We start from the raw sequence: 14,558 nt of genomic DNA, 5'->3' as shown, positions 1-14,558 counted from the left end.
TTAGGTAAATATTGGGGCATTTCTAAATCGTAGACTGACATAAAGGCAATGCAATTTTTTTGCTTGCCTAGAAAAAAGGGCTAATTGAAAAGCTATCACGTAGTAAAGAAAAATGATGTACAATTTTCTTGTTTATCAAAGAAGGTTGCATTAGTGTTGTTACTAACTATTTTTTGAAATGGTCTAATTCATCACGTTGATGGGTTGACATTGTTTCGGTTGTTAGTCATGGTCATCTCCTCCAAAGTAAATGATCTTAATTGCATCATATGCGTTTACTGTAGAAATGGAGCATAAAAAGAATCATTTTTTAGCAATAGAAATAACAACTGATGGCTTTTGTGCGTTAATAAAATAAAAGGAACGCAAACCTTTGCGCTCCTTACTACTAACGACGATGCTCGACAAGATCATTTGCACCTAATACTATATGGATCAAGCCAAATTCGAACATCGTGTTGGCAAACATTTTGTTAGAATCATGCTACTGTTTCAAAATGTACAAAATATCACTCGAATGGAGTTAAAAAAGCACATGGGAAAACATCTCAGTTATTTCTTTTTCCCAACATCTTAACAAGTAACCCAAATAGACCTATCCCGAGTGCAAAGCCTAGAGCAATCGACCATGAAAAATAATCAAACAGGATGTACACCATGAGTAGGGCGAATACATAGCCTAAAGAAATGCCCAGCAAAAATTTTTTAATGTCCATTTTGTCACTCCATTCTTGTTGTAACCTTTTAAAGCTTAGATAATCAATAAGCACCAATGTGAGCACTGGGCAAATAACTATTGGATAGAAAATAGCATTAATTAACGATGTAATTGGCACGAAATAAACAGTGTCCTTATTAAACACATCCTTAATAAATAGTTTAGTAAATTATTAAAACAATATCTATAATAATTGGAAATTATTTATAAAAGATTGTCGTTTTACATAAGTGTTCACTATAAAAAGATGGGGGAAACGGTCATGAAAATAAGTAAAAATAATGCAGAGCATTACATCTGGGGAGATCAATGTGATGGGTGGCATTTAGTGAAAAATAATGAATTAAGTGTGATTCATGAACGTATGCCAGCAAATACTGCTGAGATTAATCATTACCATCACCATGCTCGTCAATTTTTCTTTGTGTTAACTGGGACAGCAACAATAGAGATAGAAGGTGAAAGTATTTCTTTACAGGCAAAGGAAGGGATAGAAGTACCGCCACTTAAGTCTCACCAAATGCGAAATGATTCAAATCAAGATGTAGAATTTTTGGTAATTTCTCAACCCAATAGTAAAGGCGACCGTGCATTTATAGAGGACAACATAAGAATGTGAGAAAATTTCTAAAGCATAATAACTTCATCTTCATTCTTTTGCAGGAGGTACTATTGGAAATGGGGCAGTATAGTAGTTGATAGATATGGCAAAGGAGATGAGCTTATGAAGATTACTAAGGTAAAGCTATACGCATATGATTTACCCAAGATGAAGGAATTTTATTGTGAACAATTAGGTTTGTCATTGATAACGAGTAATACTCATTTTTTTGAAATAGCAGTTGGCGAAAGTATTGTTATTTTTGAGAAGATAGCTACTTCTATTCAAAAGCAATATCATTTCGCATTTAATATCCCTAGCAATTTATTTGTGCAAGCAAAGAATTGGGTAAAGGAGCGAGTTGATGTTTTGCTATTAGATGAACAAGATGAAGTATATTTTGAAACTATAAAGGCGCATTCTCTTTATTTTTATGATCCAGAGGAAAACGTGATAGAGCTTATTGCAAGAACTGAAGTAAACCCTCCTTATGATACCGATTCATTTTTACCAGTCCATTTACTAAATATAGGTGAAATGAATTTAACAACGGATTCTATACCTGAAGTCGCAGCGCGCTTAATGGAATATGGTATCCTACCTTGCTTTGGTGAAGAAATTCGTACAGACGCACTTACTTTCATGGGGAATTACGAGGATGGTACAAATATTTTATTAGGACCTAGTAGAAGGAATTGGTATTTTTCGAATAAAGATGCAATTGTCAGTCCGATTCACATTGAAGTGAATAACGCATTGCAACTAAGCATGAGCGAAGAGGGGGAATTTAAGATATTAAATCTATAATTTTTAAACAATGTCATTTCTTCACTCTTGCCTACACATAATTATTTCAGCAAATTTCCCAAAACCAGTAATTGAATTAATATTTGTTTTGGTGTATATTTATTCAAAAGATCTTGGGGGAGATACTATGAAGTTCGAATTATGTGAATCAAATCCTTCATTTGAGGATTATAAATCGTTGCATCAAACGATTGGCTGGAACGCAAAAGGACTCTATACATATGACCAATTGTATCAAGCTATTTGCAATAGCTGGTTTAGTGTTTCCATTTATGATGGCACAACTTTAGTAGGCTATGGAAGAATTATTTCAGATGGCATTTATCAAACTTTTATTTGTGATGTTATGGTACATCCTGATTATCAACGTAAAGGCATTGGCTCACAAGTGATGGAATTTTTATTGGCGCATTGCAAGCAAGAGAATATAAAATGGATTCAATTATTTTGTGCTAAAGGCAAACAACCATTTTATCAACAACTAGGGTTTGCTGAACGTGATCCAGATGCTTCAGGAATGATGCTGTTTTACGATTAACGAGGTGGTCGATCAACTGAACGTAAAAGCCCGATTGGTTCGGGGCAACAGATGTTTTATGTGCGAAAGCGAAGCGGCAGCGACAAGATGTTGGTCACACAAGCTTTTTCACAGGATGTGAAGATTTTAGCTTGTGTTCCTCTATTTATTGTGGAGATGAAGAAAAACCCCACTGATTGAAGTTTCACTTTATTGATTTGACGAGAACACTCGTGACCTCAGTTGTGAGAGGTTCAAATAAAGGGGTTAAATCGTTTTGAAGGCAAAATGTATTAAGTTTTATGAATTTGGTAGTCCTAGAAATGTGCTGAAATTTGAAAACAAAACCATCAAACCACTGCAAAATCATGATATCCTGGCCCGTATGAAAGCACGTCCCATAAATCCTTCTGACTTGATTCCCATTTGGGGTAAGTATGCTCATCGGATTGCTTTGCCGAATACTCCAGGCTATGAAGGGTTGGGGGTTGTAGAAGCTGTAGGCCCATTTGTTTCTCAAAACTTACTTGGGAAGCGCGTGTTACCATTACGTGGAGAAGGCACTTGGCAAGAGCTTGTTCAGACCAGAGCAGAATTTGCAGTACCCATACCTCATTCAATAGATGATTTTACAGCATTCATTTACGACATTGGAATAAACAGATTTCGACAGAAAAATGGCAAGACACGTTTCAACAGCTAATAACACTTGTAAATGAACAAAAATTAATGATGATGAAGAAGGATTCTCAATACGATTTACTGGACATTCACAAGGCTATAGAGGTAATTGAATCTTCTAAAACAACTGAGGGAAAAATATTTTTAACAAGTCAATAAGTTCTGTAGAAGGCGAAGGGAGCGAATTACTCCCTTCGTTTTATAATTTAAAATAAATCGGTTGATAAGTAGCGTAGTCCTGTATCAGGAAGGATAGCAACTATACGTTTCCCTTTATTCTCAGGGCGTTTAGCCAGTATCGTAGCAGCATATAAAGCAGCACCTGAGGAGGTACCAACTAAAATGCCATCTGTTTTCGCAACGGCCCGAGCTGCCTCGTAAGCTTGTGCAGTTTCTATTTCAAGCACTTCATCGATAATTTCCAGATGAACATTTGAAGGAACACGTGCTGCGTCAGCATCCGAGAAGCGATGGACACCTGTAATTTCCGCGATATCAGGATTATCAACCGTAGCGATGGAATTAACGGTTGGCTCTACACCAATGATTTGAATGGCTGGATTCTTGGATTTTAAGAATGCGCCTGCTCCACTAATCGTGCCACCTGTACCGATAGAAGCTACGAAAATATCAATTTGCCCAGCTGTATCTTCCCAAATTTCCGGTCCAGTTGTAAGTTTGTGAATGTTTGGGTTGACATCATTGTCAAGTTGATTTAGAAAGACAACATTTTCTTCTTGCTCCACGACGGTTTCCCTAAATACCTTGATGGTTTCAACAAAATCACCTTCTGTTTCCTCAAATGCAGCTACCATTTCTGGAACATCCGAAAATGGTACAACCTCAGTGCCATATGCTTTTACAACTTTAGTACGTTCTTCGCTCACACCATCCTGCATATAAATGCGCAATTTATAACCCTTTGCTGCTGCAATTGCTGCCAATCCAATACCTGTATTGCCGCTTGTCGTCTCAATAATTGTTTTGTCTTTCGTTAATAGACCACGAGCTTCAGCATCTTCAATCATCGCTTTTGCAATGCGATCCTTGACACTATTTGCGGGATTAAAGTACTCCAGTTTTACGATGATTTCTGCCTCAAGCTGTTGTTCTTTTTGGTATCGATTAAGCGCTAATAGTGGTGTATGGCCCACTAATTCTGTAATCGACTGCTTAATTTTATTGGCTACAATTTGACTCATCCAACCATCCCCTTTTTAATTCACTTACTTAACATACCTGTATAGTAAGATTTAAAAGTATCTTATCATTACAATTTTGTCTGAGCAAGGGAATCCGTGATAGAAAGAATGATAAGCCTGATAGAAAAAAATGATCGATACAAATTGAGCGCTTTTGATAGTCACAGGCATTTAGAGATTTCGTTATTTTTCGTGCACTAGAAGATGAGAACAAGATATATCAGTCAAAGACAAAAATTATTAATCGATTTATTATAAGTATCTTCGGTTTGGTAATTTTGGTAACAGTACTAATCAGTTATGATAGGAGTAGTTGAAGTGTATGTGGGGGATGAAATCAGATGAAGGAGACAATTGCTACAATAAATACCATAGCACAGTCTAAAATTAACATGATGAAGCAAAGACCAATCAATTATTTACTGCAAGCCATATTCGGAGGGCTCTTTATTGGCTTCGGAATTTTACTCATTGTAACAATCGGAGGATTATTTGATCCATCAGGTATGCCCAGCATGAAAGTTGTGCAGGGACTCGCATTTGGAGTGGCGCTTAGTATGGTCATGATGGCTGGAGCAAATTTGTTTACAGGTGATAATTTAGTATTGACGATTAGTACGTTAGAGAAAAAATCGTCACCATTAGAAATGATTAGTATTTGGACGTTTAGTTATCTAGGTAATTTTTTCGGTTCACTGTTCGCCGCGACTTTGTTCTTCTATGCGGGACTTGCGATTGGGGATACGGCTGCTTATATCGAAAAAATGGTGACTGCCAAGATGACTGCAGGATTTGTGGCGCTTTTATGCCGCGGAATTTTATGTAATCTGCTTGTATGTTTGGCAGTATGGTGCAACTATAAATTGAAAACAGAAATCGCCAAATTAGCGATGATATTTAGCTGTATTTTCCCATTTATTACGTCTGGATTTGAGCATAGTATTGCCAATATGACACTCTTTAGCCTTGCACTTATGGTGCCACATGGTGACCTTGTCTCGATGAGTGGCGCTGTAGCTAATTTAATACCCGTGACAATTGGCAATATCATTGGTGGTGCCATCATCGGCATCGTGTATTGGGTGAACACAAGAGAAACAACGTTGAATAGCTGATGTGGAGGGGATTAAAATGTTCGCTATGTTGCTGTGTATCTATATGGTATGCTATAAAATCTTGAAAAATAAAGAAAAAATAAAAAAGCTGTCGGTCAAGCAAATAGTCGCAATAGGAGTGCTTTATGCATTTATGTTTACTGTATGATTTATCCCGCATTAACGGTCAGTAAGACGCCCACCACAAGTTTAAAGATGTGAACGAGTTAACGAGGTGGGCAGTCAACTGACCGTAAAAGCCCGATTGGTTTAACTACCAATCAGAGGGGAATGAAGAAAACCCCCTCTGATTGATGTTTCACTTTATGTTGGAGGAAAACTGTTGAAACATTATGTGCAGTGGAAACTTTTAAAGTCTCTGCTTGCTTTTGCAATCATTATCGTTGCGCTGATGGCTAGCGGTAAATTATATGAAAAAATATACCTAAAACTATTAAATTCATAATTGAAATTGTAGGTATTTAAGAGAGGGAGTGAATGATTTGGAAAAAATGAATCAGTTAAAACAAGCCATAAAAGAATTGAATGAAGCGGATGCAAAATCAATGCTCTTTTTATTGTTGGTAAATAGTAGTTTGAATGAAGAAAAGTTACAAGATGTGCGGCAATCAATTTTAAAATTGGTGGAAAAGCCTAAAACGAAGAATGTGCAAACGATGCACATAGTATTTGGTGATTCGCCAGGTGGAAGTCTAAAAGCTGCTTTTCGCAATACAGACTATGACCAAACGGAAGATATAATTAATTTGCCCACTAACTTTTCCATTGGTCCATTGAAGGGTTTACATAACATATCGGGTATTGAGGCTCGATTTGAGTGGTTTCAAGAGCGCTATAACTCTGAAGATGATGGGCTACAACTTTATAGAAGTTTAATGTTCGAAGCTGTCGAAAAAATAAAAGATATTCCGCCGCATCAGGATATCGTTATTTGGACTTGTCAAAATGCCCATGAGCAAACGGGTTTACGTCTCGTTTTGGCGATGTTGGAAAATAAGCTAAATCGTGTATGTGTTATTGATACGTTTTTAGCATTTCATGAAATTTATACGTTGCCACAGTTAATAGAAGATAACTATCCAAGATCATCTGGTGAAGTTTCTTCAGAGAATTTGCTATGCTTTTACGAGCAGTATAAATTACGACCATTACAGCAGGAGAAACGACAGATATTATGTGCGGAAGGCTTGCGAATGCTTGCGGATGATAACTATTTAACTCGGTCATGGCAGCATCATGAACTATGGCAAAACATAAATGAGGATTGTGATGATGCTTTTATTATTGCATGTGCCAAGCGATTGGAGAAGGAAGATGGCAACAAGAAATTTCGAAAATCCGCCCGTTTAATTGGCGAGGTGATTGGTCATATGGAACAATATAGAGGAGACGAGTGGATTGAATATCGATTACGAAGCTTAATCGAGCAAGGTGTCTTTATGTATAAGGGAGATTTAAAGGCCATGCGATATTATGAAGTGCAATTGCAGGATGCTACTTGACAGATTCATTTTTTTGAAGTTTTGACTTCCCTAAAAATCATAGATAGAATGGGGAGTAGTGTTACTATTATTGAATGACTCAAGAGAGTTTGCTAAAGAAGGAACAATCAATCAATATATCAATGAATTTAAAGACAGTATAAATAGATTATCTGACAAATTTTCAAAGAAAGGAAGGTCGACTATGACACAAGAAGTCAATCAGAATGCTATACTTCAAGCAATTTTAGAGCTTTCTAAACAAGTACAAGGCATGAAAACAGAAATTCAACAACAACTTGAAACAATCGAAAATAACCTTGAAGGAAAACTCGAATCAGTAGAAAAAAGACTAGAGGTAAAAATGGAAGCGGTCGAAAAAAGCCTTGAACAAAAACTCGAATCAGTTGAACAACAGCTCGGTGTGAAAATTGATGGTGTAGATGCCAAGGTTCAAGTACTTTCACATGAATTACTAGAAACAAAGGCTGATGTATTAATGCTGAAGCAAGTAAGATAAAGTGAAACTCCAATCAGGCTTTTACGGTTAGTTGATCGCCCACCTCGTTGGCTCGTTTTCATCTTTCAACTTGAGGTGGGCGTCTTACTGACCGTTAATGCGGGATAAACAGTGTCGTTGGGTACAATTTTCGGATGTAATGTGCATGGATTTTCCAGAGAACATACTAAAAATTATAGCAAATTTTGTACACAGACAAACTGTGTACTTTTTTTTAGAGATAGGGAATGGTAACTGATGATGATGCTTTTGTTTTATTAATACGAGCTTAGCAGCATAAGCTCGTATCGATCCTAGCTATCGATACGAAATACTACATTTCGGAGGTAGCGAATATGGAAAAAATATGCTTGGAATTAGAAAATATTGAAGTGACTTTTTTCGAGAAAGAAATCATCATAATAGATGTAATAGATCGTTTATTACATCAATTTGATTGCATCGGTATTGTGGGCGATAATGGGGTCGGGAAAAGTACCTTAAATATGCAGTTTCAGCTAAGCGCTCAAAAGCTACAACGAGTGTAAGCATTAGTGTTACAATAAAAGGTGAGTCCATGTAATAGAAGGAGTGAAAATAATGTTAAAAACTGAGGTTTTCGAACAACTTAAAAAGGCGATGAAAGAAAAGGACGTATTGGCAAAAGGTGTCCTTACACTTGTAAAATCTGCACTGGATCTAACCGAGAAGGAAAAGGGTGAGCCTTTGACACACGACGAGGAAATCGCCATCATCAATCGTGAAGTGAAGCAAACCAATCAGGCATTGGAAGGCGCACAAAATGCTGGTCGTGCAGACTTAATTGAGAAAGAAGAAGCGAAACTAGTGTTATTAAAATCATTTCTTCCAAAACAATTAACTGAAGAGGAAATTGCTGAAAAACTAACAGCAGCGGGAGTTATATCAGGCATGAATATGGGAGAAGCGATGAAAATTGCTAAACCACTGTTAACGGGTCAAGCAGAAGGTGCTGTTATTTCAAAAGTTGTAAAAAGTTTAATCTAACAACTATATTGCTTCATCTTCAGGAAACGATAAAGTTTTACATTCAAACACAAGGGATAGCCAACGCTACACTAGCGGGCTATCCCTTCTTCTATCCATTCTAGAAAATCATATTCGGGGTTCTTCACTTTTAATACTGTTATAAAATCCGATACATTTTTTAATAGAACGTTTGGCTCAATCGTAAAATATACAGTATCATAATTTTTCAGCCATTGTACGCCTACTGTGTAAATATTCCCTTGTTTTCCGGCAAGTATATCAGCATCGCTATCACCAATAAAAAATGCTTCTGTATGATTGACATCTAATAAATCCAAAGTTTTCCGTAAACCCTCAGGATGTGGCTTAGGAATTTCTACATCGTCGCCATACTCTTTGAAAAGCAAAAAAACAAATTGGTAAAGTATCCGCTATAGTACCGTCAAAATCGAAAATAATGGCTTTTATCATACTATCCCTCGATTCATTTCATTGTCATTGATTTGTAAGTTATTAATTGCCAAATAAATGAGAAAGCACTATACTATTAATTAACCACTGGTCAGTTAGGGGAGGAAGTCATGTCACCACGTAAGCCTTCAGCACAAGAATTGACAAGAAAGATGATTGTAGACGAGGCACATAAGCAGTTTATTGCAAAGGATTTTCATCAGGTATCTATGCGTAGTATTGCAAAAGAACTCGGTTGTAGTCATGGTGCTATTTACTATCATTTCAAAAATAAAGCGGAATTATTTTATGTCATTATAGGTGGGTACTTTGCGGAATTAAATACAATCTTAGATGAGACTGTAAACAATGGAGCTGAAGATCATCAGACGAAACTTCATCATGTATTTACAGGCTTTATGGAATTTGGTTTAAACCATCAAAGCCAATATGAATTGATGTTTATGGTGAGAGACGTCGAAATCGATGGCTTATCACAAGAAGCTGCCAACCTTAGTTATGAAAAATTTGCGCAGGCTGTTCAAACATTATCGATGAAGCCATTATTGGTTTCAGATATACATTGTGCATTTATTGCGTTACACGGTTTTGTTGCACATTATCGTCATTATGTGAAGAATTATGAGGAAGCGAGAGAGTCAGTAAATGTACACGCTAAATTTCTCGTCAAAGCATTAACATAAGGAATGTAGGCTCTAGATTATATGAATCTGGAGCTTGCTTTTAGCATTATTTGACCAGTGGTTAATTAAAGGGGGATTTACTGTGAAGAAAGCATTAGTAGTAGGGGCGTCCGGTGGAATGGGCTATGCACTTGTTAACGAATTAGCTGCGAGAGGTATACAGGTTGTGGCTTTTTCTAGAGGGAAAGAGAAGTTGGTAGCTCTTTTTCAACATCAACCGAATGTGACAATTTATACAGGCGATGTCTTTAATGAAGAACAGTTACGGAAGGCTTCACACGGCGTAGATGTTATTTTTCATGCAATTAGCTTTCCCTATCAAGAATGGGAAGATAAGCATATAAGGTGTATAAATATCCTAATTAAGGTTGCGCAGGCGCAGCAGGCGAAAATCGCACTTGTAGACAATATATATGCATATGGAAGGCAATCTACAAACCTTGTAACAGAGGAGGCAAGGAAGATCCCGCATACGAAAAAAGGGAAAATTCGCTTAGCCATGGAAAACAATTTAATGGAAAGTAGTGTACCCTCATTAATTGTTCATCTGCCTGATTTATATGGACCAAACGCAGAAAATACAATTTTACATGGAACGTTAAAAAGTGTTGTCAAAGATAAAAAGGCAAATTATGTGGGGAACATGCAAGTGGCGAGGGAATTCCTTTATACATTTGATGGAGCTAAAGCTATGGTTGAGCTAGCGCTACAATCTGACACATATAATCAAAATTGGCATGTGCCAGCTGTTCACACTGTTACTGGGGAACAATTAGTGACGATTTTACGTGACATCACAGGCTATAAGAGGGAGGTTCGTACAGTCTCGAAAGCAATGATTGGACTGTTAGCCATCTTTTCACCATTTATGAAGGAAATGAAGGAAATGATGTATTTAACAGAACAGCCGGTTATTTTGAGTGGGGAAAAATATGAAAAAGCCATTGGAACATTACCACAAACTTCGTATAAGGAAGGTCTACATGAGACTTTGGTGTGGTTGAAGAAGAGGGAACAAGAACAAATCAATGGCCATTAGAAATAAATTGAAGACTATGATGAAGAACTTAAAACAAAATAAAAAATGACTTTGGCAGAGGTGCTCAAAGTCATTTTTATTTGCTATAGTTTAAATTTTTGTATGATATTGCGTAACTCTTGTGCCATTTCAGCTAAATTATTTGAAGAGGCAGTAATTTCTTCGATACTAGCTGACTGTTCCTCTGAAGCGGCAGCAACGCTTTGAATATTTCCAGATGCTTGAACAGCTACAACACCAACTTGCTCTACAGAACTAGCAATACTGCTAACCCCGCTATTTATATTGGAGATGATGTTGTTAACATGGTCCATATCTTGGGTAAGTGCTGTAATATGAGAAAAAATTTCTCCAAAGGCTTCGCCTGAAGCATTAAAGGAAGTAGAACTTTCTTCAAGATTACTGCTACTAATCGCCATGGATTTCACAGCTTGAGTAGACTCCTCTTTAATCGTATCAATCCGTGAGCGAATACTATTAGCAGCTTCTAGAGATTGGTCAGCTAGTTTACGGACTTCTTCAGCCACAACAGCAAAACCTTTACCGTGTTCACCAGCACGTGCTGCCTCTATCGATGCATTCAATGCAAGTAAATTCGTTTGGTCTGTAATTTGCGTAATTAATGTTACAATATCACCGATCTCATTCGTGTATGAACTTAAACGCTTCACAACATCTGAAGTCGCATGAATTGCATCGGATGTTTCATCCATCTTCTGTGTAGCACTTTGAATCGTTGTATTGCCCTTTTCTGCAATAGAGGATGCACTAAATGCCTTAGTCGTTACATCATTGACGCTGGATACAACCTCTGACATTTTTGTGGAGATGGCTGTAATATGATTTTCAACCTCTTCAATGGAAGTTGTTTGCACTTCTGAGCCACCTGCTACCTCCTGCATAGAAGAGGTAATTTGTTGAATGGATGCGCTTGTTTGCTCAGAGCTAGCAGATAATTCTTCTGACATTGCAGCTACCTGCTCAGCATTTTCACCAATTTGGTGGATAAGAGAACGTAAATCCTCTGTCATATTTTGAATACCGTTAGAAAGTTGTGCAATTTCATTTGAGCCACTGATTTGCAGAGGCTGAACAGACAAGTCTCCTTGTGCCACTTTACCAACATAACCCGTCATTTTTTTTATTGGTTTTGTAATACCGATGCTAATGAAATAAGCCACAATAACACCAAATATCACAAAAATAACTGTCATAATAATACATATCCAAAGAGTCTGTGTCTGAAGCTTAGAAATGAATGAGGCATCCATATCTAAACCGAAAAGGATATCCGTATTTTTAAATGGAATAAAGATCGATTTATGGGTACCGAATTCATCCTTATAAATATCACTGATTTGAACATTTCCATTGTCTAAAGATGCTTTCATTTTTTCATCGAAAACATAATCCTCTTTGTAACTATCTTTATTACTTAAAGCTATAATATGTTCATTACCATCTGCACGGGAAAGCACATAGGCATTTTCAATCTCATACTTTTTGAGTGTTCTATTCAATTCATCTAAGATTTTTTGATATTTTTCCTGACTGCCGTTATCCGCTGCGATGACATCCGTTTTTTCGATATCTTCAAAAATCGTGCCAGATACAACCTCTAAGGATGTCTCGAATTGTGTAATAACATAATTGTCGATGATTCGATAAGAAACAGCGAATAATACTACACTAAATATGACTGATATTATCGCGATTGGAATGGTAAAACTTGCAATATATTTATAGAGTAAGGAACTCTTTAATTTAGTGACTATATTCAATTTGTGAGGCCTCCAATACTTTTACTTTTTGTTGTAAAAAATGAATCATAGCGCTAATATGTTCCGTTTCAGTATAAGGAGAGATAGAAAAGAATTTTGCCGCAGCGACTGGAATTTGTTGTTGTGTATCCCTAGCGCTAACAGTGCAAACACGCGTTGTATCTCCGAAAAATACTTCATCGCGACCCTCTCCTAAAATTTCAAATAAAGAAGCGTTAATAGCATTAATATATTCAAGTTGATCTTGTGTATAGTTACCTGCTTGTTCAGAAGCCCAATTAAAGTCTTTAGGATACAAACGAAAGGCTGTTACTGGCCCGATATTTGACGCATTGATAACTTGTAACATTGGAATTTTTTCAGCTAGTTGAGCGCGGAATGCTAAATTTACACGTACATAATTGGCTAATAGTTGTTGGTAACCTTCTTTTCCGAATGCTTGCAATGCAGCGTAAATTGCAATCGAACTACCCATTCGAGAACACTCTAATGTATAGCCCGTATGATAAGAGCCATAGCCTCTATTACCTACATAAGGTGTGTCAAAGTCGTCGATGTCAAGCAACTGTAAATGTTTACCTTCTTTTATTAAGAATAAGCTTGTTAAATAAGGAGTTTGACCGAGCTTTTGGAAGTCAAAGCAAAGGCTATCTGCAATGGCTAGATGCTGCATACGCTCATGAATGTGTAGTAGACCTTGTAAGACCTCCTCTTCAAAATGTAGAGGATTTTGCTTGAAATCGTAATCATTGAAAAAGGCGTAAAAACCACCTAAAGCTGAATCAGCATGGATATGTATTGATTTTAAGTCGTACTTTTTCTCAAGGCTTGTCGTAACTTCTTTGATTGCTTGTACATCGTCAATGCCAAATTGGTCAGTAGCACCTGTTGTCGCTACTACATAAACCGGGATACCACCGTTTTCGATAACTTCTGTCATGCGAGCCTCCAGATCATGTACATCCATGGAATGATCTTTCCCAGCCTTCACACGAATTAAATGCTTGCTACCAATGCCAACGGCTTCAATCGACTTTAATAAGCTGTAGTGCGCATTTTCTGAAGCGAAGCAATATAAATTATTAGGTACACCCTCTTCTTTTGCATGAGGGAATTGTTTGGCAATAGCAAGTCGTAGCCCGCTGAATACTGCCCCTTGACCGCCCCAAGTTGTATAACCAAAGCTTTGTGTGAAGTCATAGCCTACTAACTTCGACATCATCGCTACAACCTTTACCTCACATTCTGCGGCAGCTGGTCCGTATACATCCCACAGATTGTTACCGTTAAGTAAGGCATTTGTAAATTGACCCAATACGCCAGGAATGCTAGCCATTGGTAAAACATTGGTTACAAAGTTGCGTGTATGGTAAGGATGTCCTTGCATCAGTTGTGTCAAATTATCGACAACCTGATCAAGACCTATACCTGATGTGGGTACTTGGTTATCTTGCATTAGATCTTGGTAAAAATTGGCAGAGCGCTCTTTCATCGGCCCAAGTGTTGTTTTATTTGGATTCTTTAAATCGTCTAATGAAGATACAATTTTCTCTAATAGTGAAAGAAAATTCTCTCTTTGTTCGATATTTCCATCTTCGCTTTGGAAAAGTTGTTGTATTTTTTTCATTTTTCATCTTCCTTTATAGTTCATATTTCACTATTGTTGCGTTAACAATAGGACATTTTTCTAAAATTATAATAACATATTATAATAGAAAATATATTAATATTTGCCTGGGATATTAATTTTTGACATTTCTTAATAATCTGACTTATTGAAATGGAATGATTGGGAGAGAGGATGATGATTTTATAATCACTTAGCATAAGTGGAAGAAAGGTTTTTTCTTTATTTCATAAGAGGAGAGGGGAAGAGGGTATCTCACAAAATACGTGAGAGTCCACTATTCTGAACAGAAGCTAAGCATCGGTCGTATAATTATCTACAATAATTA

General features: G+C 36.9%; 16 protein-coding genes and 2 pseudogenes. 11 read left to right on the top strand and 7 right to left on the bottom strand.

The window, feature by feature from the left end:
* Nucleotides 1–388 precede the first annotated feature (388 nt).
* Both ACQKII_RS05475 and ACQKII_RS05470 read right to left on the bottom strand, forming a co-directional pair.
* A pseudogene (locus ACQKII_RS05475) lies at nt 389–478 on the bottom strand (asparagine synthase); the annotation flags it as partial.
* Between the two features lie 70 nt (nt 479–548).
* Nucleotides 549–716, bottom strand: coding sequence for a hypothetical protein (locus tag ACQKII_RS05470; protein ID WP_427457096.1), 168 nt, complete (start codon nt 714–716; stop codon nt 549–551).
* A 264-nt stretch (nt 717–980) separates the two neighbouring features.
* On the opposite strand from ACQKII_RS05470, the gene ACQKII_RS05465 reads away from it, so the two are divergent.
* From ACQKII_RS05465 to ACQKII_RS05450, 4 genes and pseudogenes are all read left to right on the top strand, one after another.
* Complete coding sequence (locus ACQKII_RS05465) at nt 981–1,337, top strand: cupin domain-containing protein (protein WP_427457094.1); 357 nt, start codon at nt 981–983, stop codon at nt 1,335–1,337.
* 105 nt (nt 1,338–1,442) lie between these two features.
* The gene (locus ACQKII_RS05460; RefSeq protein ID WP_427457092.1) at nt 1,443–2,126 is read left to right on the top strand and encodes a VOC family protein; all 684 of its coding nucleotides are present in this window, start codon (nt 1,443–1,445) and stop codon (nt 2,124–2,126) included.
* A 127-nt stretch (nt 2,127–2,253) separates the two neighbouring features.
* Nucleotides 2,254–2,664: a GNAT family N-acetyltransferase gene (locus tag ACQKII_RS05455; protein WP_427457090.1), complete on the top strand. Its 411-nt coding sequence runs from the start codon at nt 2,254–2,256 to the stop codon at nt 2,662–2,664.
* A 256-nt stretch (nt 2,665–2,920) separates the two neighbouring features.
* Nucleotides 2,921–3,483: pseudogene (locus ACQKII_RS05450) on the top strand (alcohol dehydrogenase catalytic domain-containing protein).
* A 47-nt stretch (nt 3,484–3,530) separates the two neighbouring features.
* Here the strand turns inward: ACQKII_RS05450 and ACQKII_RS05445 are convergent.
* On the bottom strand, nt 3,531–4,526 hold the full coding sequence (locus tag ACQKII_RS05445; protein ID WP_427457088.1) for a PLP-dependent cysteine synthase family protein: 996 nt from the start codon (nt 4,524–4,526) through the stop codon (nt 3,531–3,533).
* Between the two features lie 341 nt (nt 4,527–4,867).
* On the opposite strand from ACQKII_RS05445, the gene ACQKII_RS05440 reads away from it, so the two are divergent.
* The 5 genes from ACQKII_RS05440 (at nt 4,868) to ACQKII_RS05420 (ending at nt 8,647) form a co-directional block, all read left to right on the top strand.
* Entirely contained in the window at nt 4,868–5,641 is a 774-nt protein-coding gene (locus ACQKII_RS05440) for a formate/nitrite transporter family protein (protein ID WP_427457086.1), read from the top strand.
* A gap of 491 nt (nt 5,642–6,132) precedes the next feature.
* Nucleotides 6,133–7,143, top strand: coding sequence for a DUF1835 domain-containing protein (locus tag ACQKII_RS05435; protein WP_427457461.1), 1,011 nt, complete (start codon nt 6,133–6,135; stop codon nt 7,141–7,143).
* 184 nt (nt 7,144–7,327) lie between these two features.
* On the top strand, nt 7,328–7,642 hold the full coding sequence (locus ACQKII_RS05430; protein WP_427457084.1) for a hypothetical protein: 315 nt from the start codon (nt 7,328–7,330) through the stop codon (nt 7,640–7,642).
* A 335-nt stretch (nt 7,643–7,977) separates the two neighbouring features.
* Nucleotides 7,978–8,169: a hypothetical protein gene (locus ACQKII_RS05425; RefSeq protein WP_427457082.1), complete on the top strand. Its 192-nt coding sequence runs from the start codon at nt 7,978–7,980 to the stop codon at nt 8,167–8,169.
* A gap of 52 nt (nt 8,170–8,221) precedes the next feature.
* A complete protein-coding gene (locus ACQKII_RS05420) occupies nt 8,222–8,647 on the top strand; it encodes a GatB/YqeY domain-containing protein (protein ID WP_143995421.1) in 426 nt (141 codons plus the stop codon).
* Between the two features lie 71 nt (nt 8,648–8,718).
* Here the strand turns inward: ACQKII_RS05420 and ACQKII_RS05415 are convergent, their stop codons facing one another.
* Together ACQKII_RS05415 and ACQKII_RS05410 are read right to left on the bottom strand one after the other, a co-directional pair.
* Complete coding sequence (locus ACQKII_RS05415; RefSeq protein ID WP_427457080.1) at nt 8,719–8,967, bottom strand: hypothetical protein; 249 nt, start codon at nt 8,965–8,967, stop codon at nt 8,719–8,721.
* A 28-nt stretch (nt 8,968–8,995) separates the two neighbouring features.
* Nucleotides 8,996–9,100, bottom strand: coding sequence for an HAD hydrolase-like protein (locus tag ACQKII_RS05410; RefSeq protein WP_427457078.1), 105 nt, complete (start codon nt 9,098–9,100; stop codon nt 8,996–8,998).
* 110 nt (nt 9,101–9,210) lie between these two features.
* Between ACQKII_RS05410 and ACQKII_RS05405 the strand changes: the two genes are divergently transcribed.
* Both ACQKII_RS05405 and ACQKII_RS05400 read left to right on the top strand, forming a co-directional pair.
* Complete coding sequence (locus ACQKII_RS05405; RefSeq protein WP_427457076.1) at nt 9,211–9,783, top strand: TetR/AcrR family transcriptional regulator; 573 nt, start codon at nt 9,211–9,213, stop codon at nt 9,781–9,783.
* An 82-nt stretch (nt 9,784–9,865) separates the two neighbouring features.
* Complete coding sequence (locus tag ACQKII_RS05400; RefSeq protein WP_427457074.1) at nt 9,866–10,822, top strand: SDR family NAD(P)-dependent oxidoreductase; 957 nt, start codon at nt 9,866–9,868, stop codon at nt 10,820–10,822.
* Nucleotides 10,823–10,905: 83 nt separating this feature from the next.
* Here ACQKII_RS05400 and ACQKII_RS05395 read toward each other — a convergent pair whose 3' ends face one another.
* Together ACQKII_RS05395 and ACQKII_RS05390 are read right to left on the bottom strand one after the other, a co-directional pair.
* The gene (locus ACQKII_RS05395) at nt 10,906–12,603 is read right to left on the bottom strand and encodes a methyl-accepting chemotaxis protein (RefSeq protein WP_427457072.1); all 1,698 of its coding nucleotides are present in this window, start codon (nt 12,601–12,603) and stop codon (nt 10,906–10,908) included.
* The gene (locus tag ACQKII_RS05390; RefSeq protein WP_427457070.1) at nt 12,587–14,230 is read right to left on the bottom strand and encodes a pyridoxal phosphate-dependent decarboxylase family protein; all 1,644 of its coding nucleotides are present in this window, start codon (nt 14,228–14,230) and stop codon (nt 12,587–12,589) included. The genes ACQKII_RS05395 and ACQKII_RS05390 overlap by 17 nt, the downstream gene beginning before the upstream one ends.
* Nucleotides 14,231–14,558 lie beyond the last annotated feature (328 nt).

The sequence above is a fragment of the Lysinibacillus sp. NPDC048646 genome (genome assembly GCF_050272295.1).
GTDB lineage: Bacteria > Bacillota > Bacilli > Bacillales_A > Planococcaceae > Lysinibacillus.
Note: the sequence above shows the minus strand (reverse complement) of the source record. Positions and strands in the feature narration are given on the sequence as shown.

Bases quoted from the DNA above. Each gene is read 5' to 3' on its own strand.
- ACQKII_RS05430 (WP_427457084.1), top strand. From the start codon at position 7,328: ATGACACAAGAAGTCAATCAGAATGCTATACTTCAAGCAATTTTAGAG.
- ACQKII_RS05435 (WP_427457461.1), top strand. From the start codon at position 6,133: ATGAATCAGTTAAAACAAGCCATAAAAGAATTGAATGAAGCGGATGCA.
- ACQKII_RS05390 (WP_427457070.1), bottom strand. From the start codon at position 14,230: ATGAAAAAAATACAACAACTTTTCCAAAGCGAAGATGGAAATATCGAA.
- ACQKII_RS05445 (WP_427457088.1), bottom strand. From the start codon at position 4,526: ATGAGTCAAATTGTAGCCAATAAAATTAAGCAGTCGATTACAGAATTA.
- ACQKII_RS05440 (WP_427457086.1), top strand. From the start codon at position 4,868: ATGAAGGAGACAATTGCTACAATAAATACCATAGCACAGTCTAAAATT.
- ACQKII_RS05455 (WP_427457090.1), top strand. From the start codon at position 2,254: ATGAAGTTCGAATTATGTGAATCAAATCCTTCATTTGAGGATTATAAA.
- ACQKII_RS05460 (WP_427457092.1), top strand. From the start codon at position 1,443: ATGAAGATTACTAAGGTAAAGCTATACGCATATGATTTACCCAAGATG.
- ACQKII_RS05465 (WP_427457094.1), top strand. From the start codon at position 981: ATGAAAATAAGTAAAAATAATGCAGAGCATTACATCTGGGGAGATCAA.
- ACQKII_RS05420 (WP_143995421.1), top strand. From the start codon at position 8,222: ATGTTAAAAACTGAGGTTTTCGAACAACTTAAAAAGGCGATGAAAGAA.
- ACQKII_RS05405 (WP_427457076.1), top strand. From the start codon at position 9,211: ATGTCACCACGTAAGCCTTCAGCACAAGAATTGACAAGAAAGATGATT.
- ACQKII_RS05425 (WP_427457082.1), top strand. From the start codon at position 7,978: ATGGAAAAAATATGCTTGGAATTAGAAAATATTGAAGTGACTTTTTTC.
- ACQKII_RS05410 (WP_427457078.1), bottom strand. From the start codon at position 9,100: ATGATAAAAGCCATTATTTTCGATTTTGACGGTACTATAGCGGATACT.
- ACQKII_RS05470 (WP_427457096.1), bottom strand. From the start codon at position 716: ATGGACATTAAAAAATTTTTGCTGGGCATTTCTTTAGGCTATGTATTC.